A 23,910-nucleotide genomic window follows, 5' to 3' on the forward strand; every position below is an offset into this window, starting at 1 on the left:
TGCCGCAAAGCATGTGGCTACCGACAAAATCTTATTGAGTGCGCAACTCACCCGAAACCTCCAAACGGTGTAGGAGAAGGCTTAGGGCATCCGTCGAATGTGCGGGCTTAGGAAAAGCGTGTGGAATGTCGCAACCCGTTACGCATCGGGCTCCTTTCCAGGCAACGAAGTCATTCACAGTGGATTCGCCATGACTACATTTTTCGGAACGATGAGCCGAGCCATAGCCGCTATCGCGCTCGTGTCCTCGCTAGGCGCTTGCGCCCTATCACCCGGTATGACGTTCAACGCCAATCAGCTCGCGGATCCGCTGGACCCGAACTCAAAGGCGGTCATCAAACAGATCACGCCGTCCCTCGTTCTTGAAGAGCAGCGCGCACGTGAAGCGCTGATCGATAACGAAGGCATCGGTCACCTCATCGGCAAGCCGGCTCCCTACCTCATCGGGCCGGGAGACATCCTCTCGATCGTCGTGTGGGATCACCCCGAGCTCGTGCTTCCGACGCAAACCTACGCCATCGGATCAGGGGCAACGGAATTAGCTATTGGGGATACCGCCTCGGGCATTCCGGGCTATACGGTCTCATCCGCTGGATATATCCAGTTTCCGTATACGGGACTGCTGAAAGTGGCGGGGTTGACTGAACTTCAGGCGCGCAATCTCATAGTCAATAGTTCGGGCAAGTACATACAGGACCCGCAGATCACCGTACGCGTTCTGGGATTCCGCAGCAAGCGCATCTTCGTCGATGGCGAGGTAACCACGCCGGGTACGGTTGCGATCAATGATGTGCCCATGACCCTGTTGGAAGCGCTCAACAGGGCCGGAGGCATCCTGCCAACCGGAGACCGCAGTGCGGTTTATGTGATCCGCGATGGCAAGCGTACTCGCGTGAACCTTCCCGCCCTGATCGAGCGCGGCCAGGACCTGAACCAGGTCATGCTCAAGGCAGGGGACATCGTGAGAGTCACGCCGCGCGAGGATAGCAAGGTGTTCGTGATGGGTGAGGTGTTCATCCCCGGGGCTTCCGTCATGCGTGATGGACGCTTGTCGCTGACCGAGGCATTGGGTCTTGCTGGCGGACCCAACCAGATCACGGCCGACACCTCGCAGATTTTCGTCGTGCGCGCCACGGAGGAGGCAAAGCCTTTGGTGTATCACCTGAACGCCGCATCGCCGCAGGCACTGGCGGTGGGCGCCAAGTTTGAATTGCAACCCAAGGATGTCGTGTTCGTGGATTCGGCGGGCCTGGTGCGGTGGAACCGCTTCATCAGCAACCTCTTCCCGAGCGCGCAGACCGTACAGACCGTCAGGTCCATCGATTAGTCCGCCTCAAAACCCCGCCTTTGGGGGCGCCGCAACCGCGGCGGCGCCCTTTCCTGGAGAGCTGCATGTCGTTGCCCATCGAATCGTTCGAGCCGTCAGTACCGGCCCGTCAGCAGGAAACCCCGTTGTCGTCCCACGTGGACGCCATTTTTTCCAACCGCTGGATGATCATTGCGATCACCATGTTCGCGTTTCTCGGCGCGCTCGCCTATGTGATGGTGACGCCGTCGGTCTATTCGGCTGACATCATCGTGCAGGTGGAGGAGGAGCTCCCGAACGGACAGGCGCGCAGCCTGCTGGGCGATGTCTCATCCATGTTCGACACCAAGGCGGAAACGTCGGGCGAAATGGAAGTGCTGCGCTCGCGCATGGTCGTCGGTCCCGCCGTCGACAAGTTCCTGCTCTACATCCATGCGAAGCCGCGCTACTTCCCCGTGGTGGGCGAATGGCTGGCGCAGCGCTACGAAAGCCTGCCGTATCCGTCCAGCCTGCCGCGCGGGGGCTATGCGTGGGGCGGCGAGTCCATTGCAATCTCGCAACTGGACGTGCCCAACGAGTGGCTGGGCAAGCCGTTCCGGCTGACCACGCTGGGCGAGGGCCGCTACACGCTCAGCGACAAGCTGACCGGCGCCACGTTCACCGGCACGGTGGGCAAGCCCGAGCGCTTCCTGTTGCCGGGTGGCGGCGCGATGGACGTGCACGTCGACGCGCTGTCGGGCCGTCCCGGCACCGAGTTCACGGTGTCGCGCAGCTCGCGCCTGGCGGCCATCGAGGATGTGCAATCGCGCTTGGGCATCTTTGAGCGCGGCCGCACGTCGGGCGTGATCGGCGTCACGCTGGAGGGCAACGATCCGGCGCTGACCACCGCGGTGTTGAACCAGATCGGCCAGGAATACGTGCAGCAGAACGTGAACCGCAAGTCCGCGCAGGCCGAGAAGTCGCTGGTGTTCCTGGAGCAGCAGCTGCCGCAACTGAAGGCCGAGCTTGATGCAGCGGAAACCAAGTACAACCAGCTGCGCAACAAGCGCGGCACGATCGACCTGAGCGAAGAAGCGAAGCTGATCCTCGGGCAGTCGGTCGACGCCCAGACCCGCGTGATGGAACTGCGCCAGAAGCGCCAGGAACTGATCACGCGCTTTGCGCCGACGCACCCGAGCATCGTGGGCATCGACCGTCAGATCGCATCGCTGACGGGCGACGTCAACCGCCTGGGCAACAACATCAAGCAACTGCCGGATCTGGAACAGGACGTGGTGCGCCTGGTGCGCGACGTGCGCGTCAACACCGAGCTCTACACGGCGCTCTTGAACAACACGCAGCAGCTCAAGCTGATCCGCGCCGGCAAGGTGGGCAACGTGCGCATCCTGGATGCTGCCGTGCAGCCTGACAAGCCCGTGCGTCCGAAGGGCGCGATCATCATCGGCGTGGCCACCGCTGCCGGTCTGATCTTCGCCATCCTGTGCGCGTTCGTGCGCAACGCCTTGTTCGGCGGCCTGTCGGAGCCGGAAGACGTCGAGCGCCATACCGGCCTGCCGGTGCTGGCCGCCATTCCGTACAGCGACGTGCAGGACAAGCTGTGGCGCCGCAGCCGGCGCAAGAACGCCACCGTGCCTGCGCTCCTGGCGCAGAGCCAGGGCAACTCGCCACCGATCGAGAGTTTGCGATCCTTCCGCAACGTGCTGCAGGCCTCGCTGCGCCAGTCCGCCAACAACATGGTCATGTTCACCGGTCCGGTGGCGGGTGTGGGTAAATCCTTCCTGTCTGCAAACTTTGCCTTCATCCAGGGGGGCGTCGGCAAGCGCGTGCTGCTGATCGATGCCGACTTCCGCAAGGGCCAGCTCAACCGCTATTTCGGCGTGCCGAAGGAAGATGGCCTGTTCGAAGTGCTGACCGGCACGATCCCGCTCAGCCGCGTCCGCAAGCACAGCGTGTCCGAAGGCGTGGACTTCATCGCCACGGGCGCCGTCACGTTCGATCCGTCGGAGCTGCTGGCCTCGCCGGTGTTCGGCGAGACCCTGCGGGAACTGGCCACGCAGTACGACATGGTGATCCTGGACACGGCGCCCGTGCTGTCGTCGCCGGACGCCGCCGTGGTCGGTACGCATGCCGCGGCAGTCATGGTGGTGGTGCGGTCGGGCATGAATACGGTCGGCGAGATCCGCGAAACGGCCAAGCGCCTGATCCAGGCGGGCGCGCCGGTCGATGGCGTGGTCTTCAACGGTCTCAAGCTGCTGCCGGAACGTTTCGGGTTCCGGTCCAAGTACGGTGGTTATCGCTACTCCCGTGCGGCGTACTACGGTGATTTCAAACAGAACGGTCCCAAGTGAACGCCACACGGAGAAACTGGCATGCACGGAACTTTTGGCTGGGACACGCCGCAAATTCTGGATGCGGTTTTCAAGGCCTATGACATACGGGGAACGGTCCCGGACGAGCTGGATGCCAGGTTTGCCCACAGCCTCGGGATGGCGGTGGGCGCCAAGGCGCACGCACAGGGGGTGCGGTCGATCGTGGTGGGACGCGACGGCAGGCTGAGCAGTGTCGAGCTGTCCGCGGCGCTGCAGGCCGGGCTGCGCTCGGCCGGCATGCACGTGATCGACATCGGCATGGCGACCACGCCGATGGTGTACTTCACGGCCCGGTTGATGGACACCGGGACCGGCATCGCGGTGACGGGCAGCCATAACCCGCCCACGCACAACGGCTTCAAGATCGTGATGGAAGGCGGCTCGCTGTACGGCGACGGCCTGACCGCGCTGCGCGACGCGATGCGCCAGCCGATCGATTCGGCGCCCACGCCCGGCGGCCGCACCCAGATGCAGATCACGCCCTGCTACGCGGCGCGCCTCGTGGGCGACATCCGCATGGCGCGGCCCATGAAGATCGCCATCGACTGCGGCAGCGGGGTCGCGGGCGCGGTGGCGCCGGCGCTATTCCGGGCGCTGGGCTGCGAGGTGACGGAGCTGTTTTGCGAGGTGGATGGATCCTTTCCGGGGCATCACCCCGATCCGGCCGATCCCCACAACCTGCAGGACCTTATTTACTGCCTGCGCTATTCGGACTGCGAGGTCGGACTGGCGTTCGACGGCGACGGCGACCGGCTGGGCGTCGTCACAAAATCGGGACAGATAATCTGGCCGGACCGCCAGCTGATCCTGTTCGCCCGCGACGTGCTGGCGCGCAACCCGGGCGCCGAGATCATCTACGACGTCAAATGCAGCCGCCATGTGGCCCGCGCCATTACCGAGGCGGGCGGCAAGGCGACCATGTGGAAGACAGGGCATTCCCTTATCAAAGCCAAGATGCGCGAGTCGGGAGCGCTACTTGCTGGGGAGATGAGCGGCCACATTTTCTTCAAGGAGCGCTGGTATGGCTTTGACGACGGCATCTACGCCGCCGCCCGCCTGCTGGAGATCCTCTCGTCGGCGCCGGACCCCTCGGCTTTGCTGGAAAGCTTGCCCCAGTCCTGCGCCACCCCCGAATTGAAACTGGAGACCACGGAAGGCGTCGAGCTGGTGCAGGCGCTGCGCGACCAAGGGGAGTTCCCCGGCGCAGTGTCCATCAACGAGCTCGACGGGATCCGTGTGGACTACGCGGATGGCTTCGGCCTTGCGCGACCGTCCAACACCACACCGACGGTGGTACTCCGGTTCGAAGGAGACAACGTGGCCGCGCTGGCTCGTATCGAGGAGGACTTTCGCAAGGCGTTCAGGCGCATTGCACCTCACATTCGTTTACCGTTCTAAGGAGCATCACGCGATGGGAAAGGCTCAACAGGCGATTGAGGCGTTAAGGGCAGACTCCGGACTGGCAAACAGCCCGGAGTGGGTGGCTTTCGCGCAGGCCGCGCAAAACGCTGAACTGGACGCCAGTGCGCTCAAGGTGATCGAAGCGGCAGGATTGTGCGTGGACTTGACCATGCAACGCCAGTCGGCGTCGCTGGACGGCGCGGGACAGGCGCTGCTGCAGGCGCGCGGATTGGAAGAGGCGCGCCGCGCGCTGTTTGCCGGGGAACCGGTCAACTGGACTGAAAACCGGGCGGCATGGCATACCGCGCTGCGTGCCGGGCGCACGCGCGAGCAGCCGGAAGGGCAGGACGCGGATTCCGTCTGCGAGTATTCGCGCATGACCGACTTCGTGCGGCGCGTGGACCAGACGGCGGACTTCTCCACCGTCCTGCACATCGGCATCGGCGGCAGCGACTGGGGTCCGCGCCTGGCCGTGCAGGCATTCGGCGGACCGCAGCAGCGCCGGCAGATCCGCTTCGTGTCCAACATTTGCGGCCATGCCTTCCATGACGCCGTGGCCGGGCTGGACCCGCGCCGCACGCTGGTCGTCATTTCTTCCAAATCCTTCACCACGTCGGAAACGCTGCACAACGCGCGCGCCGCCATCGCCTGGCTCAAGCAGGGCGGCGTGGCCGATGTGTCCGACCATCTGGCGGCCGTGACCGCCAATGCGCCGGCCGCGCGCGCGCTGGGCGTGCCGTCCAGCCAGGTCTTCAAGATGTGCGACTGGGTGGGCGGACGCTATTCCGTCTGGTCGGTGGCCGGCCTGTCGATCGCGCTGACGGTGGGCTTGGACGTGCTGATCGGGATGCGGGCGGGCGCCGAGGCCATGGACCAGCATTTCCTGCAGACGCCGTTTGCGTCCAACGCGCCGGTGCAACTGGCGCTGGCCGGCCTGGTCAATTGCAGCGTGCTGGGATTCAACTCGCTGAATGTGGCGGCCTACAGCGGGCGCCTGCTGCACCTGGTGACCTATCTGCAGCAGCTCGAAATGGAGTCGCTGGGCAAGCGGGTCGCCGGCGACGGCGCCGCGGTCGGCGTGCCGACGGCGCCCATCATCTGGGGCATGCCGGGCACGGACGGCCAGCACACCTTCTTCCAGTGGCTGCATCAAAGCGAGGAAGGCGCGCCGGTGGACTTCATCGCCAGCCTGCAAGGGCACGCGGACAGCCCCGATGCGCATCGCATGCTGCTGGCCAACTGCCTGGCGCAGCGCCAGGCGCTGATGCGCGGCAAGAGCCTGGAGCAGGCGCTGCTGGACGTCGCCCACATCGACAACCAGGAGCGTGCGCTGTCGCTGGCGCAGCACATGGTGCATCCGGGCGGACGGCCGTCGACGCTGATCGTCCTGCGCCAGCTCGATCCGCGAGGCCTGGGCGCACTGCTGGCCCTGTACGAGCACAAGGTGTTCGTGCAGAGCGTGGTCTGGGGCATCAACCCCTTCGACCAGTACGGCGTGGAACTGGGCAAGCGGCTGGCCAGCGGCATCGAGCGCGAGCTGGCGGTGCCGGTGTCGGCGGGCGTGGTCGACTGGGGGCATGACGCTTCCACGTCGTACTGGATCGACCGCTACCGCAGCCATGCGCAGGCCCCGCGTCCCCGCCATGCGTGGGTGCCCGGCATGACGGCCCACCTCTGACGGAGCATGGACATGCCGGACACGCAAGTGTTGGTGACGGGCGGCGCCGGCTACATCGGTACGCATACGCTGGTGGCGATGATCGCCGCCGGCTTGCGGCCGATCGTGCTGGACAACCTCAGCAACGGCAGCCGAGAGGCTGTTCGCCGGGTTGAACAGCTTTGCGGTGCGCCGATACCGCTGATCGAAGGCGACATCCGCTCGCGCGGCCTGGTCGCGGCCGTGCTGGCGGATGCGGCGGCGCGGGGCTCGCCCGTGCAGTCCGTGCTGCATCTGGCCGGCTGCAAGGCCGTGGGTGAGTCGGTGGCTGACCCGCTCAAGTACTACGACAACAACGTGCAGGGGTCGCTTGTCCTGTTGCGCGCCATGCGCGAGACGGGCGTGTCGCGGCTGGTCTTCAGTTCGTCGGCAACGGTGTATGGCGAACCGCAGTATCTGCCGTTTACCGAGGCCCATCCGCTGGCGCCGGCCAATCCGTACGGCCGCACCAAGCTGATGGTCGAGGAGATGCTCCGGGACGTGTGCGTGGCGGATCCCGCATTCAGCGCCGTCACGCTGCGCTACTTCAATCCGATCGGGGCGCATCCCAGCGGACTGATCGGAGAGAGTCCGCGCGACCTGCCCAACAACCTTTTTCCGTTCATCACGCAGGTGGCGGTGGGGCGCCAACCGTTTCTGCGCGTCTTCGGCGACGACTACGACACGCCGGACGGCACCGGCGTGCGCGACTATCTGCACGTCATGGATCTGGCGCGCGGCCACGTGCAGGCGCTGACCTATGCGGACAGCCATCCCGGCTTCGTGGCGGTCAACCTGGGCACGGGGCAGGGCACCAGCGTCATGGAACTGGTGCGGGCGTTCGAACGCGTCAACGGCTGCAAGATCCCGCTGCGCATCCTGCCGCGGCGCGCGGGCGACGTCGAGCGCATGTGGGCCAACCCCGATCTGGCGGCGACGCTGCTGGGCTGGCGCAGCACACACGATGTGGAAGCCATGTGCGCGGACGGCTGGCGCTGGCAGCAGGGCAACCCGCAAGGGTATGAGGCGGAGCCGGGGTTGGTCCCGGCCGCGGCATAACCCCAATGCCGTGTCGGAGGACTTCCGGCGCATACGCCGGAGCGGTTACAGTTGACGGAATTATTGCGAAGCAGCATTCCCCGGGGCATTGCGCGGGGGGCTTCGCATCGTCAGCGAGGCAAACCCATGTTCGTTATCCATCCTTCTGCCGCACGCGCCGGCTCCCTGTCCGGAGTCCGGCAATGAGCGGCCCCAGCTATTTCCCCACGGCGCACTGGAACCTGGACGGCATCGTGTCCGGACTGCGCGATGCGCGCGTTGCGTGGCGCGGTCCGCGCGGCCGCCTGCGCGACGACGCCGGCCTGCGTGAATTCCCGTCGCAGGAAAGCCTGCGCCAGATCATCAAGGACCTCTGTGGCGCCTTGTTCCCCATGCGCCTGGGGCCCATCGATTTGCGCGAAGAGGTCGAAGACTTCTACGTCGGCCACACCATCGGCGCCGCGCTCGATGCGCTCTTGCATCAAGTCTGTCTGGAACTGCAATACGAAGGCCGGCATGATCCGGCCCAGCAGGCGGACACGCGGCAGCGCGCCACCGAGATCGTGCGCCGTTTCGGCGCCGAGCTGCCGGCCGTGCGCGCCGCGCTCGATCTGGACGTGATGGCGGCCTACCAGGGCGACCCGGCGGCGCACAACGTGGACGAGGTCCTGCTGTGCTATCCGGGTGTCGCGGCCATGATCCATCACCGCCTCGCCAACGTGCTGTACCGGCTGGGCGTGCCGATGCTGGCGCGCATCGTGGCCGAGATCGCCCATGCCGACACCGGCATCGACATCCACCCGGGCGCGACCATCGGCCGCAGCTTTTTCATTGACCACGGCACGGGCGTCGTGATCGGCGAAACCGCCATCATCGGCGACCGCGTGCGGCTCTACCAGATGGTCACGCTGGGTGCCAAGCGCTTTCCGCCGGGCGAAAACGGCGAACTCAAGAAGGGCCTGGCGCGCCATCCCCTGATCGAGGACGACGTCGTGATCTACGCCGGCGCCACGATCCTGGGCCGCGTCACCATCGGCAAGGGCTCGACCATCGGCGGCAACGTCTGGCTCACGCGCAGCGTGCCGCCGGGCAGCAACGTGACGCAGGCCAGCCTGGTCAGCGACATGCCCGATTGCGGGCTGGGCGGTTGAACGCGGCGGGCCGCGCGGTCTGATTAACCCGCGGCGGGCCGCGCGGACTGATCGCCGCGCGGTGGCGGGACGCAAGGAGCGAGGATTGGATACTGCACTTCCGGAGCTGGCCGCGTTGCGCGGCTTCATCGACCGCCATCCGCGGCTCTTCGTCCTGACCGGGGCCGGGGTCAGCACCGATTCCGGCATTCCGGACTACCGGGACACCGAAGGCGAATGGAAACGCCAGCCGCCCATGACGCTGCAAACGTTCATGGGCGCTGAGCTTTCGCGGGCGCGATATTGGGCGCGCAGCATGGTGGGCTGGCGCCGCTTTGGACACGTCAAGCCGAACGCGTCGCATCTAGCGCTGGCGCGACTGCAGGATCGCGGTCACGTCGCCATCCTGGTTACGCAGAACGTGGACGGCCTGCACGAAGCCGCGGGCAGCCGCGATGTCGTGGACCTGCACGGACGCCTGGATGCCGTGCGCTGCATGAACTGCGACTGGCGCGGCGGCCGCCACGACTGGCAGGAAAAATTGCACGCGCTGAACCCGGACTGGGCGCAGCTTGAAGCCAGCGACGCGCCCGACGGCGACGCCGATCTGGACGGCTACGATTTTTCGCGGTTCACGGTGCCGCCGTGTCCGCGCTGCGGCGGCATCGTCAAGCCCGATGTGGTGTTCTTCGGCGAGACCGTGCCGCGCGAGCGCGTCGAGCGGGCCAATGCCGCCCTTGAGAGCGCCGACGCGGTGTTGGTGGTGGGATCGTCCCTGATGGTGTATTCCGGCTATCGCTTCGTCACGGCCGCCTCGCGAGCCGGCCTACCCATTGCCGCCATCAACCTGGGACGCACCCGCGCGGACAGCCTGTTGACCCTGAAAGTGGAACAACCCATCGCGCTGGCGCTGGAAGCGCTTTAGAAAGAAGCGGGGGCGGCCGGTTTTTGACCGGTCTAAGCAAGTGCTTGCCCGGCAACGATTTTTTCGGCCGGTTACAGACCTTTCCATAGGGTTGTCCACAGGAACTGGGGATAACTCCTAGGGATAACCCCAGTTTTTGAGGGTGGTCCCGGCCGCTGTTGTCAAGTCTCGATGCCTTCCAATGCGTCCCCCAGCAGCGCCTTGCGCGCCGCGTGCCAGCTGCCCGCGTCGGGCGCGTAGAGCAAGCCGCCCGTGCGATGCGTGGGCTTGTAGGGGGAGCCGTCGAAATGCGCTGCATAGCCACCGGCTTCCCGATGCAGCAGCCAGCCTGCAGCGTGATCCCACGCCGTCAACTGGTTGTACAGCGCGACGTGGCAATGGCCGGCGGCGATCATGCGGTATTCATGCGCGGCGCAGCGCAGCGAGGCCGTGCTGCCCAGGCGCGACAGGTTGCTGTTGACAGTCGTGCGCAGCGGCTCGGGCAGGGCGCCGGTGGAGATCAGGCCGTCCATGTCCTCGGGGGGCGCGGGGCTGGCGACGGCCAGCGGCAGCCGCTTGCCGTTTTCGAATTCGAGCCAGGCGCCTTCGCCGCGCACGGCCAGCGCGCTGTCGCGGCTGACCGGATCGTAGATCACGCCCGCAATCACGTCGCCGCGATGGCAGGCCGCGATCATCATGCCGAACAGCGGCAGGCCCGCCACATAATTGCGCGTGCCGTCGATGGGATCGATGAGAAAGGCGAGGTCGGCGTCGACCAGCATGTTCAAGAGAGCGGGATTGCGCGCCGAGGCTTCTTCGCCGATCAATACAGCGCCCGGATGCAGCTTGGACAGGCGCGCGGCGATGAGGCGTTCGGCGGCTTCGTCGGCGTCGGTGACCAGATCGCGCGGCGAGGTCTTGCCGCGCACGGCGCCTTCGGGCAGGTTGCGAAACCGCGGCATGACCTCGGTCTGCGCGGTTTCCGCCAGGATGGCCGCCAGCTTGCGGGTGTCCTCAAGGGTGAAAGTTCTGCTCATACGGACTCGTCCAGGGAACGCGCAAATCTAACATGCCTGGATGGTATCCGAGTGAACGCGGCGCATACATCGGCCACGCGGACGACAGGCGCGCGCGGCAGGACGCCGCGCGCGCCGGACTTCATGCGCCGAGGTCGACGCAGAGGTATTTGATCTCCAGGTACTCTTCGATGCCGTACTTGGAGCCTTCGCGGCCCAGGCCGGATTGCTTGACGCCGCCGAAGGGGCCGACTTCGTTGGAGATGAGGCCGGTGTTGATGCCCACGATGCCGTATTCCAACGCTTCGGACACGCGCCAGATGCGGGCGTAGTCGCGCGTGAAGAAGTAGGCGGCCAGACCGAAAATGGTGTCGTTCGCCATGCCAATGACTTCGTCTTCCGATTCAAAGCGGAACAGCGGCGCGACGGGACCAAAGGTTTCCTCGCTGGCAAAGCGCATCGATTGCGTCACGTCGCGCACGACGGTCGGTTCGAAGAACGTGCCGCCCTTCGCGTGGGGCTTGCCGCCTGCGATCACCTTGGCGCCGTGGGCCGTGGCGTCGGCGATGTGCTCCTGCACCTTTTCGATGGCGTTCTTGTCGATCAGCGGACCTTGCGTCACACCGTCTTCAAAGCCGTCGCCGACCTTCATGGCGTTGACCTTGGCGACCAGGCGCTTGGCGACTTCCTCGTACACGCCGGCTTGTACATAGATGCGATTGGCGCACACGCAGGTCTGGCCGGCGTTGCGGTACTTCGAGGCCAGAATGCCGTCGACCGCGCGGTCCAGGTCGGCGTCGTCGAACACGATGAAGGGCGCGTTGCCGCCTAGTTCGAGCGACAGCTTCTTGATGGTGGGCGCGCACTGCTCCATCAGCGTACGGCCGACTTCGGTCGAGCCCGTGAAGCTCAGCTTGCGCACCACGTCGCTTTCGCACAGCGCCGCGCCGATGTCGCGCGAGCTGCCCGTGATGACGTGGAACACGCCTGCCGGCACGCCGGCTTCTTCGGCCAGCACGGCCAGCGCCAGCGCGGTCAGCGGCGTCTGCTGAGCGGGCTTGACGACCATGGTGCAGCCGGCGGCCAGGGCCGGGCCGACCTTGCGGGTGATCATCGCGGCCGGGAAGTTCCACGGCGTGATCGCGGCGGTCACGCCGATGGGCTGCTTGAGCGCCATCAGGCGCTGGCCGGCCTTGGGGCTTTGCAGGATGTCGCCGTCGATGCGCTTGGCCTCTTCGGCAAACCATTCCAGGAACGACGCGGCGTAGGCGATTTCGCCCGCGGCTTCGGTGACCGGCTTGCCTTGTTCGGACGTCATGATGGCCGCCAGGTCTTTCTGGTGCTGCATCATCAGCTGCGCCCACTTCAGCAGGATCGCGGCGCGTTCCTTGCCAGTCTTGGCGGCCCACGCGGGCAGCGCGGCCTGGGCGCTGGCGATGGCCTGCTCGGTTTCCTTGCGGCCCAGCTTGGGCACCGACACGATGGTCTTGCCAGTGGACGGATTGTCGACGGGGATCGATGCGCCTTCGCCGGCGCCGACCCACTTGCCGTCGATGTAGCAGGCGTCGCGCAGCAGGTCGGGACGGGCGAGGGGATGGGACAGTGCTGTCATGTTGGAAGTCTCCTTGATGGTGCGGCGGGCCAAGCGATTGCGGGCGTGGCAGGCGTGCGGCCTGTTCATCAAGCCGCCTGCCTGCTACGCCCGCAATCGTTGTTCCTGCCAGCCGAATAACCGGTTATTCAGGGCCTTTGCCTCAAGCGGCAAGCGCCTCGGACAGGATGTCCAGCGCGCGTGCGAACTGGGCGTCGGGAATGGTCAAGGGATACAGGAAGCGCAGGACGTTTCCGTATACACCGCAGCTTAGCAAAATCAGGCCGGCGTCGAGCGCGCGCTGCTGCACGCGCTTGACGGCTTCGGCGTCGGGCTTGCCGGCCGCGTCGTTCAGTTCCAGCGCGACCATCGAGCCCAGGCCGCGCACGTCGGCGATGCCCGGAACCTTGGCGCGCAGGCCTTCCAGATGCGCGCGCAGCTTTTCGCCCAGTTGGGCGGCGCGTTCGCACAGCTTTTCTTCAGCGATGACGTCCAGCACGGCGTGCGCCGCGGCCACGGCCAGCGGGTTGCCGGCGTACGTGCCGCCCAGGCCGCCCGCGGCGGGACCGTCCATGACGTCGGCGCGGCCGACGATGCCCGAGATCGGGAAGCCGCCGCCCAGGCTCTTGGCCATGGTGATGATGTCGGCCTGCACGCCGTGATGTTCCATCGCGAACAGCTTGCCGGTGCGGCCAAAGCCCGTCTGGACTTCGTCGGCGATCAGCAGGATGCCGTGCTCGTCGCAGACCTTGCGCAGCGCGGTCATCAGTTCGGGCGGCGTGATGTTGAAGCCGCCTTCGCCCTGCACGGGTTCAATGATGATGGCCGCGACGCGCTTCGGATCGATGTCGACCTTGAACAGCAAGTCCAGCGCCTTGAGCGAATCGGCCACGCTGATGGACTGCGTGGCGTTGGGGAACGGCACGTGATAGATGTCGCCCGGCATGGGACCGAACGACAGCTTGTAGGGAGCGACCTTGCCGGTCAGGGCCATGCCCAGCATCGTGCGGCCATGGAACGAACCCGAGAAGGCGATGACGCCCGAGCGGCCGGTGGACGAGCGCGCGATCTTCACGGCGTTCTCGACGGCTTCGACGCCGGTCGTAAAGAAGGCGGTCTTCTTCAGGCCGTCGATGGGGGCGAGGCGGTTGATGCGCTCGGCCAGCGAGATGTAGCCTTCGTACGGCACGATCTGATAGGCCGTGTGCGTGAAGTTGTCGAGCTGCGCGGCGACCGCGGCCTTGACCTTCGGGTGCAGGTGGCCCGTGTTCAGGACGGCGATGCCGCCCGCGAAGTCGATGTATTCCTTGCCTTCGGCATCCCACAGCGTGGCGTTTTCCGCGCGCACGGCGTAGAAGTCGCACATGACGCCGACGCCGCGCGGCGTGGCCAGGGAACGGCGGGTATTCAGATCCTGATTCTTCATCTCGGTCTCGATGAGAGTGATGGGCGGTAAAGCACTTATTTAATGCTACGATGGCCCCACTTGTGGGAACCACTTTAATAAATTAGGTAGAACCAATTGCGGTCCATCGTCGGTGACTTGCTGCTGCTGCGCCTGGCCGACGGCGCCAGCGAGCCCATGAACAAGCGGCTCTACCGCGGCATCCGCGAAGCGATCCTGGATGGATCCATTGCCGCGGACTCGCGCCTGCCCGCCACGCGCGACCTGGCGGCGGAGCTGGGCATTGCCCGCAACACCGTCGTCCACGTCTACAGCCAGCTGCTGGCCGAGGGCTACACCCGCAGCCGGCAGGGCAACGGCACCTTCGTCAATGCCTCGGTGCCGGATTCGTATCTGGCCAGCGGCCGCCGCGCGCGCCAGGCGCAGCAGGCGTCCTCGCGTCCGGCCCTGTCGCCGCGCGGCGCGGCCATCGTGGATGGCGTGTCGGCCTCGCCGTACCAATGGGGCGCGTTCATGCCGGGGGTGCCCGACCTGACCGAGTTCCCGCACAAGAAGTTCGGCCGCATCTTCAGCGCGCTGTGGCGCAATCCCGCACCGGACCTGCTGACCTATTCCTATGGCGGCGGCCTGCCGGCGCTGCGCGAGGCGCTGGCGCAGCATCTCGCGCTGACGCGGTCCATCGACTGCGACCCGGAGCAGATCATCATTACCGAGGGCTCGCACCAGGCCATTGACCTGACCACGCGCATCCTGGGCGAGGCGGGCGAAACGGCATGGGTCGAGGACCCGGGCTATTGGGGCGCGCGCACCATCTTGCAGGCCAACGGTCTGCGAACGGTGCATCTGCCGGTTGACGAAGAAGGCATGCGGGTGCCGGACACGGTGGACACGCCGCCGCGATTCATCTTCGTCACGCCGTCGCATCAGTACCCGCTGGGGCCCGTGATGTCGCTGGCGCGCCGGCGGCAGTTGCTGGCAGTGGCGCGGCAGTGCGGCAGCTGGATCATCGAAGACGACTACGACAGCGAGTTCCGCTTTTCCGGCCGGCCGATCGCGTCGCTGCTTGGCCTGGAGTCCGACGCGCCGGTGATCTACATGGGGACCTTCAGCAAGACGCTGTATCCGGGCCTGCGCGTGGGCTATCTGGTGCTGCCCAAGACGCTGACGGCGGCTTTTCAGGCGGCGCATGCCGAGCTGTACCGCGAAGGGCATCTGATGACGCACGCGGCGCTGGCCACGTTCATTTCCGAAGGCCATTACGCGGCGCACATCCGCCGCATGCGCATGCTGTACGGCCGCCGCCGCGCCATGCTGGTCAACCTGATCGAGCGCCGGCTGGGTCCGGACTGGCTGCATCGCGATGCCAGCATGGCGGGTTTGCATCTGGTGCTGACCCTGCCCGCGGACATGGACGACCTGCGCGTCGTTGAGGTGGCGCGCAGCAAGGGCGTGCTGACGCGCGCGTTGTCGCGGTATTACGTCAACGAGGAAGGGCGCCGGCCGGGGCTGCTGCTGGGATATGCCTGTGTGCCGGAGCACGACATCGCGCGCAAATTTGAAGTGCTGCTGGAGAGCCTGGCGGAGGTGGCGCGGCCGGCGGTAAGGGCGGGTACGAAGGCGGGTGTCTGACCCCAGTCACAGGCCCGGCAGTTGCAAAGCCGACGCGAAGGCCGCCGCGTTGCGCATGCCCTGGTCTTCGAAGTTGGTGTTGAACACTGCATGCGCCTGCGCCGATTGCGAGGCCAGCCGCGTGAAACGTGCGACCAGTTCGGCCAGTTCCGCTTCCGAATATTCGTACTGAAACCGCCCCGACGACGCCGGCCCTGACGCGTTCCACTTGGCTGCATTGCGCCCGTGCAGACGCAACAGCGTCAGCTCCGGATGGGTGCTTTCCCAAACCGCTGGCACGGTGTTCTCGAACCCTTGCGGCGCGTCGACAACCGTGTGCACGACACCCAGATCCCGTTCGAAGGCCAGCGTGTCCGCCGTGGCCGACGGGCTTTCGAACCAGCTGTGGTGGCGAAATTCCACCGACACCAGATGTTCCTCCATCCGCCGCGCGCAGTCCGCCACGCGCGCCATGCCGCGCGCGTCGCGCCGTACCCACGGCGGAAACTGGAAATGCACCGCGCCCAGCTTGTCCGCCATCCGCAGGGGCTCGATGGCCAGCTGGTAGCGCCGCCAGAGCTCGTCGCGCAGCTCGCCCGGCATGCGGTCGTGGTAGATGATGGGCTCCGGCCAGTCCGCCAGTTCGCGCCGGATGTCGCCGGGCAGGGCGGTGAGCGGCGTCTGGTGGCCGGTAAATAGCCGGAACGCCTTGATGTTGAAGACGAAATCGTCCGGCGTCCGGGTGGACCACAGGTAGGCGTTGTCCGGCGTGGGCATCGCGTAGAAGCTGGAGTCGACCTCGGCCAGCGAAAAGCGCGACGCATAGAACCGCAACCGCGATTCGGCGCTACGGGCATCGGGCGGATAAAAGCGGCCGCAGGCCAGCAGGGTGGGGTCGGTCCAGGAGGCGGTGCCGGTCAGGATGCGGGGAAAATCGGGCATGGCGCCGGGCGGTTCAGACGGAAGTCAAAAAATTCTGTATAAATATACAGTGTTCACCCGGAGCCAGCCTTGGCTCCTTCCTTTTTTGCGGCCGCAGCGCTGCGGCTCCGCGACATGCCAGACCAAGATCAGACTCCCAGCACGCCCGACAACCCCCAGACCGCCGCCCGTCCGGCCGAGCGGCCCGATCCGCTGGCCGACCTGAATCCCGCGCAGCGCGAGGCCGCCGAATTCGGTGTGGCCGGCGCGCCCGGCAACGACGGCCCGCTGCTGGTGATTGCGGGCGCGGGGTCCGGCAAGACCAATACGCTCGCGCACCGCGTGGCGCATCTGATTCTGAACGGGGCGGACCCGCAGCGCATGCTGTTGCTCACGTTTTCGCGCCGCGCGGCGCTGGAAATGGAGCGGCGCGTGGGGTCGGTGCTGCAGCGGGTGATGAACCTGCGTTCGTCGCAGCAGGCGCCGTCGCTGCCGTGGGCGGGCACCTTCCATGCTATCGGCGCGCGTCTGTTGCGCGATTGCGCGCTGCGCATCGGCCTGTCCGAAGCCTTCACCATCCACGATCGCGGCGACGCCGAAGACCTGATGGGCATGGTGCGGCACGAGCTGGGCCTGTCCTCCACCAAATCCCGCTTTCCGCTCAAGGGAACGTGCCTGGCGATCTACTCGCGCGTGGTGAACAGCCAGACGCCCGTGGGCGACGTGCTCAAGACGTCGTTTCCGTGGTGCGCGCAATGGGAAGACGAGCTCAAGAACCTGTTCCGGGCGTACGTCGCGGCCAAGCAGGACCAGCAGGTGTTGGACTACGACGACCTGCTGCTGTACTGGTCCGAAATGATGTCGGACGCGGAGATCGCAGCGGATGTGGGCGCGCGCTTCGATCATGTGCTGGTGGATGAATACCAGGACACCAACCGGCTGCAGTCGGCCATCCTGCTGGCCATGAAACCAGACGGCCGCGGCCTTACGGTGGTGGGCGACGACGCGCAGTCCATCTATTCGTTCCGCGCGGCCACGGTCCGCAACATCCTGGATTTTCCCAACCTGTTTCCCGCGCCCGCGCGCGTCATCACACTGGACCGCAACTACCGGTCGTCGCAACCCATCCTGACCGCCTCCAACGCCGTGATCGCGCAGGCGACCGAACGCTATGCCAAGGACCTGTGGACCGACCGCAAGTCGTCGCAATTGCCGGAACTGGTCACGGTCAGCGACGAAGCCGGGCAGGCGCGTTGGGTGGCCGACCAGGTGCTGGCGCAGCGCGAGGGCGGCGCGACGCTCAAGTCGCAGGCGGCGCTGTTTCGCACCGCCAGCCACAGCGCCGCGCTGGAACTGGAGCTGACTCGCCGCAACATCCCCTTCGTCAAGTTCGGCGGGTTGCGCTTTCTGGAAGCGGCGCACGTCAAGGACCTGCTGTCGATCCTGCGCTGGGCCGAGAACCCGCGCGGCCGCATGGCGGGTTTCCGCGTCGCGCAGCTGATGCCGGGCATCGGCCCCGCCACGGCGGGCAAGCTGATGGATGCGATGTCCGCGTCCACCGAGCCGCTGCGCACGCTGCGCGAGTTCAAGCCGGGCGCGGCGGCGCAGGAAGAGTGGGGCGCCTTCGCCGACACGTACGCCGCGCTGTGCGACCCCACGCTGAAGTGGCCGGCCGACGTGGACCTGGCGCTGCGCTGGTATAGCGGCCAGCTCGAGCGCCTGTACGACGATGCGCGCGTGCGCAAGACAGATCTCGACCAGCTTGTGCGCATTGCGTCGGGCTATCCGACACGCGAGCGCTTCCTGACAGAACTGACGCTGGATCCGCCCGACGCCACCAGCGACGAATCCGGCGCGCCACTGCGCGACGAGGATTACATGATCCTGTCCACGATCCATTCCGCGAAAGGCCAGGAGTGGAAGGCGGTCTACGTGCTGAACGTGGTGGACGGCTGCATCCCGTCCGACATGAGCACGGGCACGGCCGAAGAGATCGAGGAAGAGCGCCGGCTGCTGTATGTGGCCATGACGCGGGCCAAGGAACGGCTGCAGCTTGTCGTGCCGCAGCGCTTCTACGTGCATCAGCAAACGGGGATGGGCGATCGCCACGTGTACGGCTCGCGCACGCGGTTCATCACCAACGCCATGCTGCCGCTCTTCGATCACCTGCCCAAGCTGCCCGATCTGCCGCCCGGACGGGCCGAGCCGCGCGAGCCGCAGGCGCCGCGCATCGACGTGGCCAAGCGGGTGCGCAACCTGTTCTGAGACGGCGGCCCGCCCGGAGGCTGGGCTATCATCGGCCGATAATCACACGCTGCACCGCAGGGATCGATTTGTCCGAGGATGTCTATGTCTACTGAAGAGCAAGCCGTCGACGCGCCCAAGGGCGAAGTCGTGGCATCGATCGCCTACGTGAACGGACGGCGGGACCGTGAGGTCCCCATCGAAGAGGCCGGCCAGTACGTTGCCCAGCGTCAGGGCCAGAGCATGCTGTGGATCGGGTTGCGCAACCCCAGTCCGGAGACGCTTGCCAAGGTGTCGCGCGAGCTTGGCGCGTGCGACAAGAACCAGGAAGAGATGCTGGAAGCCCACCGGCGTCCCAAGATCATCGACTACGGCAACATGATTCTCATCGTCGCCGTGACGGTCGAAGTCGAAGCCGAGCGGCCCATCTTCGGCGAGACGCAGTTCCTCATCGGCGACGGCTTCCTGGTCACCGTGCGGCGCGGCGCCACCGCCGGGCACAGCCCGCTGCGCGAGCGCCTGGAAGCCTCGCCCGACCTGCTCAAGCGCGGCAGCGACTACGTGGCGTCCGAGCTGCTGGACTGGCTGGTGGATCGCTACGTGGCGGCGGCCGTCAAGATCGAAAGCGTCGTCGAAGGCGCCGAACAGAAGCTGCTGATCCGAGGCGCAAAGGACTCGGACATCCGCAGGCTGTACCGGCAGCGGCGGGATCTCTTGCGCATCCATACCGTGGTGTCGCCGCTGGCCGAGATCTGCCGCCGGCTGGCGCGCGTCGAAATGTCCGCCGTGGACGAGCATGCGCGGCCTTACTTCGGCGAAGTGGCGGATCGCGTGCTGCGCGTGGATGAGCTTTTCAATTCGCTGCGCGAATCGCTGGCGTTCGCCTTTGAAGCCAGCCTGATGATCGGGCAGGCGGCGCAGAACGACACCACCCGCAAACTTGCGTCCTGGGCCGCCATCCTGGCCGTGCCCACCGCGATCGCCGGCATTTATGGCATGAACTTCGAGTTCATGCCGGAACTGAAATCCCCATGGGGCTATCCGGTCACGCTGGGCGTCATCGCGTCCGTGTGTTCCGTGCTGTATTGGCGGTTCCGGAAGTCGGGCTGGTTGTAATCCCGGGGTGTCAGACGACATCGATCAGGCGTCTGCAGCGAGCTCCCTTGTGGCAAACTCGCTGTCGTTTTCCCTCTGGAGTTCCGCCGGTGCGTGGCAAATCCCCCTTTCGCGGCGGCAGCAAGCTGACCGCCCTTGTCGTCGCCCTGGTTCTGGCGGCGGCGGGCGCCATCGTGAACTGGCTTTCCCCGCAGGACTCCGCGCCGCAGCGCCCGGGGCCGACGGCAACCGGCAAGCCCACGGGGACAGCGCCGGCGGGCGGTAAACCGTCGGCCACGGCGCCTGCGGGCGGTGTGCCGCAAGGAACCTACACGTTGACGGGCACGATCGTGAATGTGGCGGACGGCGATACCGTGACGCTACGGGCGCCCGACGGGCAGCGGCGCATCCGGATGGACAGCATCGACGCGCCGGAAGAGGGCCATGGCACGGATCAGCCCGGCCAGCCTGACGCCGAGGCGGCGCGCAAGCATCTGGCTGGACTGGTGGCCGGCAAGATGCTCACCGCGCAGTGCTACGAGCAGGATCAATATGGCCGCGATGTCTGCGCGCTGATATTGGACGACGGGCGCTCTGCCAACCGCGTGCAGGTCGAGGCTGGCTACGCCTGGGCCTACACGGCCCGCAAGGGCGATTACCTGCGCGACAAGGCCATGCCGGATCTTCAGCGCCAGGCCAAGGCGGCGGGGCGCGGGCTGTGGGCGAGGCCGGACGCCATGCAGCCCTGGAAATGGCGCTATGACTGCTGGCGCCAGCGCCAGTGCGGCTGAGCGCCGCCATCGGGGTGCTTCGCCGTCATCCGGGCTTCTCACCTTCATCCAGCCGCCCAGCCGGCACCCCAACGCGCGCCGGCCCGATCCGCCCGTAGCGCCTCTAAGGGCATGCCGGGGTATTTCCCCGGCCCCCCTTTTGCTATCCTCTGTCGCTACGAAACGAAGGGAAGGTTTCCATGGGTGTACTGAAGCGGCTCTGGGCGTCGGCCATGCTGCTGTCGCTGGCGTTGGCGGGCTGCTCGCAAGAAAGCCCCATCAACAGCCCCTATCCATCCGGCGCCGAAAGCCAGAACACGCTGTATTCCGCGTTCGTCAAACGCTCTCCGAAGTACCTGGACCCGGCCAGCTCCTATTCCGGCGACGAAACGCCGTATACCTACAACATCTATGAGCCGCTCTACGGGTATCACTACCTGAAGCGGCCCTACGAGCTGATCCCGCGCGCGGCCGCGTCGATCGATCCGCCGGTGTACCTGGACAAGGACGGCAACACGCTGCCCGCGGACGCGCCGGGCGACCAGATCGCGCAAAGCATCTACGACATCAAGATCCGGCCGGGCATCCGCTTCGCGCCGCATCCGGCCTTCGCCCGCAAGCCGGACGGCAGCTACGCCTACTTTCCGCTGGCGCCCGGCGAACTCGACGACAAGTTCTACATTCCCGACTTCCCGCTGACCGGCACCCGCGAGCTCACCGCCGACGACTATGTCTATGCGTTCCGGCGCCTGGCCAGTCCGCGCGTGGTGTCGCCCATCTATTCGCTGATGGCCGAACACGTGCAGGGCCTCAAAGACTACGGCGACCGGTTGCGCAAGCGCGACCAGGACCTGCGGCGCGACGTGCCCGGCGGCGCGGGCGCGTCGCCCTGGCTGGACCTGCGCGAGGACGACGGCTTCAAAGGCGTCGAGGCGCTGGATGCCCACACGCTGCGGATCCGCGTCGACGGCAAGTATCCGCAGTTCAAGTATTGGCTGGCCATGACCTTCACCGCGCCCATCCCCTGGGAAGCGGACCGGTTCTACAACCAGCCCGGCATGGCCGCCCACGACCTGTCGCTGAACACCTGGCCGGTGGGCACCGGCCCGTACATGCTGGTCGAATCGCTGCAGAACCGCCGCCACGTGCTGGGCCGCAATCCCAATTACCACGGCGAACCCTATCCCTGCGAAGGCGAACCCGGCGACAAGGCCGCGGGTCTTCTGGCCGACTGCGGCAAGCCTACGCCCTTCATCGACCGCGCCGAGTTCAGCGTCGAAAAGGAAGCCATTCCTCTGACCGGCAAGTTCATGCAGGGCTATTACGACGTGCCGCAGATCGAGCGCGGCGAATACGGCGTGGCCATGCTGGTGGCGGCCGGCGACAGCCAGGACAAGGCGCGCAAGTATCAGGAACACGGCATCAAGCTGCCGACCACGGTCGAGACCGCCAACTGGTACATGGGTTTCAACTGGCTGGATCCGGTGGTGGGCAAGGGCGACACGCCCGAGCAGCAGGAACGCAACCGCAAGCTGCGCCAGGCCATCAGTATCGCCTTCGACTGGGAAGAGTACGTGGCGGTGTTCGAGAACAGCCAGGCGTCGGTGGCCTATGGCCCGGTGCCGCCTGGCGTGCTGGGCTACCGCGATCCGCCCGAAGGCATCAATCCCGTCGTGTATGACCTGGTGGACGGCAAGCCCGTGCGCAAATCCATCGATGTGGCCAAGCGGCTGCTGGCCGAGGCCGGCTACCCGGACGGCCGCAACGCGCAGACGGGCGCGCCGCTGGTGCTGTACTTCGATTCCATGTCCGGCGGCGGCTCCAACCCGCAGTCCGACTGGATGCGGCGCCAGCTGGCCAAGATCGGCGTGCAGCTCGACGTGCGCGCCACCGACTACAACCGCTTCCAGGACAAGATGCTGCGAGGCGCCGCGCAGATCTTCCTGTGGGGCTGGAATGCCGATTACCCCGACGCCGAGAACTTCCTCTTCCTGCTGTATGGCCCCAATGCCAAGGCCAAGGGCGGCGGTGAAAACGCGGCCAACTATGCCAGCCCCGAGTTCGACAAGCTGTTCGAGCAGATGAAATTCCTGGATGACGGCCCTGAGAAGGCCGCGCTGATCGCCGAGATGATCGCCGTCGTCCAGCGCGATGCGCCATGGATGTTCGGCTACTTCCCGATGTCGGGCGGGGCCTATCAGCAGTGGGTCGGCAACGCCAAGCCCACGCAAATGGTGCGCAACACGCTGCAGTACATGAAGATCGACCCGGCACTGCGGCAGCAGAAGATCGACGAATGGAATTCGCCCATCTGGTGGCCCGTCGGCGTCTTCATCCTGCTGCTGGCGCTGGCGATCTGGCCTTCGTATGTGGCGCTCAAGCGGCGTGAACGCCAGACGGCGTTTGTGCCGCCCGAACGCAAGGAGCATCAATCATGATCGGCTATGTCATCCGCCGGCTGTTGTACGGCGTGCTGATTCTGATCGGCGTCAATCTCTTTACCTTCATCCTGTTCTTCGCGGTGAACACGCCCGACGACATGGCGCGGCTGGCCATCGGCGGCCAGCGCGTCAGCCAGGACGCGGTCGAGAAATGGAAGGCCGAACGCGGCTACGACAAGCCGCTGTTTTTCAATGCCGAGGCCCAGGGCACGGCGCAACTCACGGACACGGTGTTCTACCGGCGTTCGGTGCCGCTGCTGGTGATGGATTTTGGCGCGTCGGATGGCGGCCGCGACATCGGCCGCGAGATCAAGACGCGCATGGGGCCCAGCCTGGCGCTGGCGGTGCCCACGTTCTTTCTGGGGTTGTTCGCCAGCATCGTGTTCTCGTTGACGCTGGTGTATTTCCGGGCCACGCGGCTGGACTTCTGGGGCGTCGTGCTGTGCGTGATGCTGCTGTCGATATCAAGCCTGTTCTACATCATCGCGGGGCAGTGGCTGTTCGCGAAGCTGCTGCGGCTGGTGCCGTTCTCGGGCTATTCGGGCGGACTGGATGTGATCAAGTTCCTGGCGCTGCCGGTGCTGGTGGCGATCGTGTCGCGGCTGGGGCCCGAAGCGCGCTTCTACCGCACCCTGTTTCTTGAAGAGATCGGCAAGGATTACGTGCGTACCGCGCGCTCAAAGGGCCTGGCCGAACGCGTCGTGCTGTTCCGCCACGTGCTGCGCAACGCCATGCTGCCCATCCTGACCAGCACGGTCGCCGCGCTGCCGCTGCTCTTCATGGGCAGCCTGATCGCCGAATCGTTCTTCGGCATTCCGGGGCTGGGCAGCTACACCATCGACGCCATCAATGCCCAGGACTTCTCCATCGTGCGCGCGATGGTGTTCCTGGGCGCCGCGCTTTACATCGTGGGGCTGATCCTGGCCGACATTTCCTACACGCTGGCCGATCCCCGCGTGCGTTTCGAGTAGCCGC

General features: G+C 66.1%; 17 protein-coding genes. 13 read left to right on the forward strand and 4 right to left on the reverse strand.

The window, feature by feature from the left end; translation table 11 throughout:
• Positions 1 to 190 precede the first annotated feature (190 nt).
• The 7 genes from MHZ91_RS07880 to MHZ91_RS07910 all read left to right on the forward strand — a co-directional run bounded on the left by MHZ91_RS07880 (position 191) and on the right by MHZ91_RS07910 (position 9,865).
• The gene (locus MHZ91_RS07880) at positions 191 to 1,327 is read left to right on the forward strand and encodes a polysaccharide biosynthesis/export family protein (RefSeq protein ID WP_175126159.1); all 1,137 of its coding nucleotides are present in this window, start codon (positions 191 to 193) and stop codon (positions 1,325 to 1,327) included.
• A 65-nt stretch (positions 1,328 to 1,392) separates the two neighbouring features.
• Positions 1,393 to 3,654 carry a GNVR domain-containing protein gene (locus MHZ91_RS07885; protein WP_239213177.1) on the forward strand — a complete coding sequence of 754 codons (2,262 nt, stop codon included), beginning with the start codon at positions 1,393 to 1,395 and terminating at the stop codon, positions 3,652 to 3,654.
• Positions 3,655 to 3,675: 21 nt separating this feature from the next.
• A complete protein-coding gene (locus MHZ91_RS07890; protein ID WP_175126157.1) occupies positions 3,676 to 5,073 on the forward strand; it encodes a phosphomannomutase/phosphoglucomutase in 1,398 nt (465 codons plus the stop codon).
• Positions 5,074 to 5,086: 13 nt separating this feature from the next.
• Positions 5,087 to 6,754, forward strand: a complete 1,668-nt coding sequence (gene pgi, locus MHZ91_RS07895; protein WP_218344597.1) for a glucose-6-phosphate isomerase — start codon at positions 5,087 to 5,089, stop codon at positions 6,752 to 6,754.
• A 12-nt stretch (positions 6,755 to 6,766) separates the two neighbouring features.
• Positions 6,767 to 7,831, forward strand: a complete 1,065-nt coding sequence (gene galE, locus MHZ91_RS07900) for a UDP-glucose 4-epimerase GalE (RefSeq protein ID WP_175126155.1) — start codon at positions 6,767 to 6,769, stop codon at positions 7,829 to 7,831.
• Between the two features lie 182 nt (positions 7,832 to 8,013).
• Complete coding sequence (gene epsC / locus MHZ91_RS07905; RefSeq protein ID WP_239213178.1) at positions 8,014 to 8,961, forward strand: serine O-acetyltransferase EpsC; 948 nt, start codon at positions 8,014 to 8,016, stop codon at positions 8,959 to 8,961.
• 85 nt (positions 8,962 to 9,046) lie between these two features.
• On the forward strand, positions 9,047 to 9,865 hold the full coding sequence (locus MHZ91_RS07910; RefSeq protein WP_239213179.1) for an NAD-dependent protein deacetylase: 819 nt from the start codon (positions 9,047 to 9,049) through the stop codon (positions 9,863 to 9,865).
• Positions 9,866 to 10,026: 161 nt separating this feature from the next.
• Here the strand turns inward: MHZ91_RS07910 and MHZ91_RS07915 are convergent, their stop codons facing one another.
• The 3 genes from MHZ91_RS07915 to MHZ91_RS07925 form a co-directional block, all read right to left on the reverse strand.
• The gene (locus MHZ91_RS07915) at positions 10,027 to 10,881 is read right to left on the reverse strand and encodes an inositol monophosphatase family protein (protein ID WP_175126152.1); all 855 of its coding nucleotides are present in this window, start codon (positions 10,879 to 10,881) and stop codon (positions 10,027 to 10,029) included.
• A gap of 121 nt (positions 10,882 to 11,002) precedes the next feature.
• On the reverse strand, positions 11,003 to 12,472 hold the full coding sequence (locus MHZ91_RS07920) for an NAD-dependent succinate-semialdehyde dehydrogenase (RefSeq protein ID WP_056566761.1): 1,470 nt from the start codon (positions 12,470 to 12,472) through the stop codon (positions 11,003 to 11,005).
• 142 nt (positions 12,473 to 12,614) lie between these two features.
• Entirely contained in the window at positions 12,615 to 13,877 is a 1,263-nt protein-coding gene (locus MHZ91_RS07925; protein ID WP_056563276.1) for a 4-aminobutyrate--2-oxoglutarate transaminase, read from the reverse strand.
• Between the two features lie 96 nt (positions 13,878 to 13,973).
• Between MHZ91_RS07925 and MHZ91_RS07930 the strand changes: the two genes are divergently transcribed.
• Complete coding sequence (locus MHZ91_RS07930) at positions 13,974 to 15,485, forward strand: PLP-dependent aminotransferase family protein (RefSeq protein ID WP_370647792.1); 1,512 nt, start codon at positions 13,974 to 13,976, stop codon at positions 15,483 to 15,485.
• A 6-nt stretch (positions 15,486 to 15,491) separates the two neighbouring features.
• On the opposite strand, the gene MHZ91_RS07935 is transcribed toward MHZ91_RS07930, so the two are convergent.
• A complete protein-coding gene (locus tag MHZ91_RS07935; protein WP_239213181.1) occupies positions 15,492 to 16,406 on the reverse strand; it encodes a DUF72 domain-containing protein in 915 nt (304 codons plus the stop codon).
• A 114-nt stretch (positions 16,407 to 16,520) separates the two neighbouring features.
• Here MHZ91_RS07935 and MHZ91_RS07940 point away from each other — a divergent pair, with 114 nt between their 5' ends.
• The 5 genes from MHZ91_RS07940 (at position 16,521) to MHZ91_RS07960 (ending at position 23,906) form a co-directional block, all read left to right on the forward strand.
• On the forward strand, positions 16,521 to 18,650 hold the full coding sequence (locus MHZ91_RS07940; RefSeq protein WP_218344599.1) for an ATP-dependent helicase: 2,130 nt from the start codon (positions 16,521 to 16,523) through the stop codon (positions 18,648 to 18,650).
• Positions 18,651 to 18,734: 84 nt separating this feature from the next.
• The gene (locus tag MHZ91_RS07945) at positions 18,735 to 19,745 is read left to right on the forward strand and encodes a magnesium and cobalt transport protein CorA (RefSeq protein ID WP_239213183.1); all 1,011 of its coding nucleotides are present in this window, start codon (positions 18,735 to 18,737) and stop codon (positions 19,743 to 19,745) included.
• Between the two features lie 89 nt (positions 19,746 to 19,834).
• Positions 19,835 to 20,515 (forward strand): thermonuclease family protein, encoded by a 681-nt coding sequence (locus tag MHZ91_RS07950; RefSeq protein ID WP_239213185.1) that lies wholly within the window; start codon positions 19,835 to 19,837, stop codon positions 20,513 to 20,515.
• A gap of 179 nt (positions 20,516 to 20,694) precedes the next feature.
• The gene (locus MHZ91_RS07955; protein ID WP_239213187.1) at positions 20,695 to 22,932 is read left to right on the forward strand and encodes an ABC transporter substrate-binding protein; all 2,238 of its coding nucleotides are present in this window, start codon (positions 20,695 to 20,697) and stop codon (positions 22,930 to 22,932) included.
• Positions 22,929 to 23,906: an ABC transporter permease gene (locus tag MHZ91_RS07960; RefSeq protein ID WP_056563262.1), complete on the forward strand. Its 978-nt coding sequence runs from the start codon at positions 22,929 to 22,931 to the stop codon at positions 23,904 to 23,906. Before MHZ91_RS07955 ends, MHZ91_RS07960 begins: the two co-directional genes overlap by 4 nt.
• Positions 23,907 to 23,910 lie beyond the last annotated feature (4 nt).

It is taken from the genome of Achromobacter sp. ACRQX (genome assembly GCF_022346505.1).
GTDB lineage: Bacteria > Pseudomonadota > Gammaproteobacteria > Burkholderiales > Burkholderiaceae_B > Achromobacter > Achromobacter animicus.

Bases quoted from the DNA above. Each gene is read 5' to 3' on its own strand.
- MHZ91_RS07880 (WP_175126159.1), top strand. From the start codon at position 191: ATGACTACATTTTTCGGAACGATGAGCCGAGCCATAGCCGCTATCGCG.
- MHZ91_RS07885 (WP_239213177.1), top strand. From the start codon at position 1,393: ATGTCGTTGCCCATCGAATCGTTCGAGCCGTCAGTACCGGCCCGTCAG.
- MHZ91_RS07890 (WP_175126157.1), top strand. From the start codon at position 3,676: ATGCACGGAACTTTTGGCTGGGACACGCCGCAAATTCTGGATGCGGTT.
- pgi (WP_218344597.1), top strand. From the start codon at position 5,087: ATGGGAAAGGCTCAACAGGCGATTGAGGCGTTAAGGGCAGACTCCGGA.
- galE (WP_175126155.1), top strand. From the start codon at position 6,767: ATGCCGGACACGCAAGTGTTGGTGACGGGCGGCGCCGGCTACATCGGT.
- epsC (WP_239213178.1), top strand. From the start codon at position 8,014: ATGAGCGGCCCCAGCTATTTCCCCACGGCGCACTGGAACCTGGACGGC.
- MHZ91_RS07915 (WP_175126152.1), bottom strand. From the start codon at position 10,881: ATGAGCAGAACTTTCACCCTTGAGGACACCCGCAAGCTGGCGGCCATC.
- MHZ91_RS07920 (WP_056566761.1), bottom strand. From the start codon at position 12,472: ATGACAGCACTGTCCCATCCCCTCGCCCGTCCCGACCTGCTGCGCGAC.
- MHZ91_RS07925 (WP_056563276.1), bottom strand. From the start codon at position 13,877: ATGAAGAATCAGGATCTGAATACCCGCCGTTCCCTGGCCACGCCGCGC.
- MHZ91_RS07935 (WP_239213181.1), bottom strand. From the start codon at position 16,406: ATGCCCGATTTTCCCCGCATCCTGACCGGCACCGCCTCCTGGACCGAC.
- MHZ91_RS07940 (WP_218344599.1), top strand. From the start codon at position 16,521: ATGCCAGACCAAGATCAGACTCCCAGCACGCCCGACAACCCCCAGACC.
- MHZ91_RS07945 (WP_239213183.1), top strand. From the start codon at position 18,735: ATGTCTACTGAAGAGCAAGCCGTCGACGCGCCCAAGGGCGAAGTCGTG.
- MHZ91_RS07955 (WP_239213187.1), top strand. From the start codon at position 20,695: ATGGGTGTACTGAAGCGGCTCTGGGCGTCGGCCATGCTGCTGTCGCTG.
- MHZ91_RS07960 (WP_056563262.1), top strand. From the start codon at position 22,929: ATGATCGGCTATGTCATCCGCCGGCTGTTGTACGGCGTGCTGATTCTG.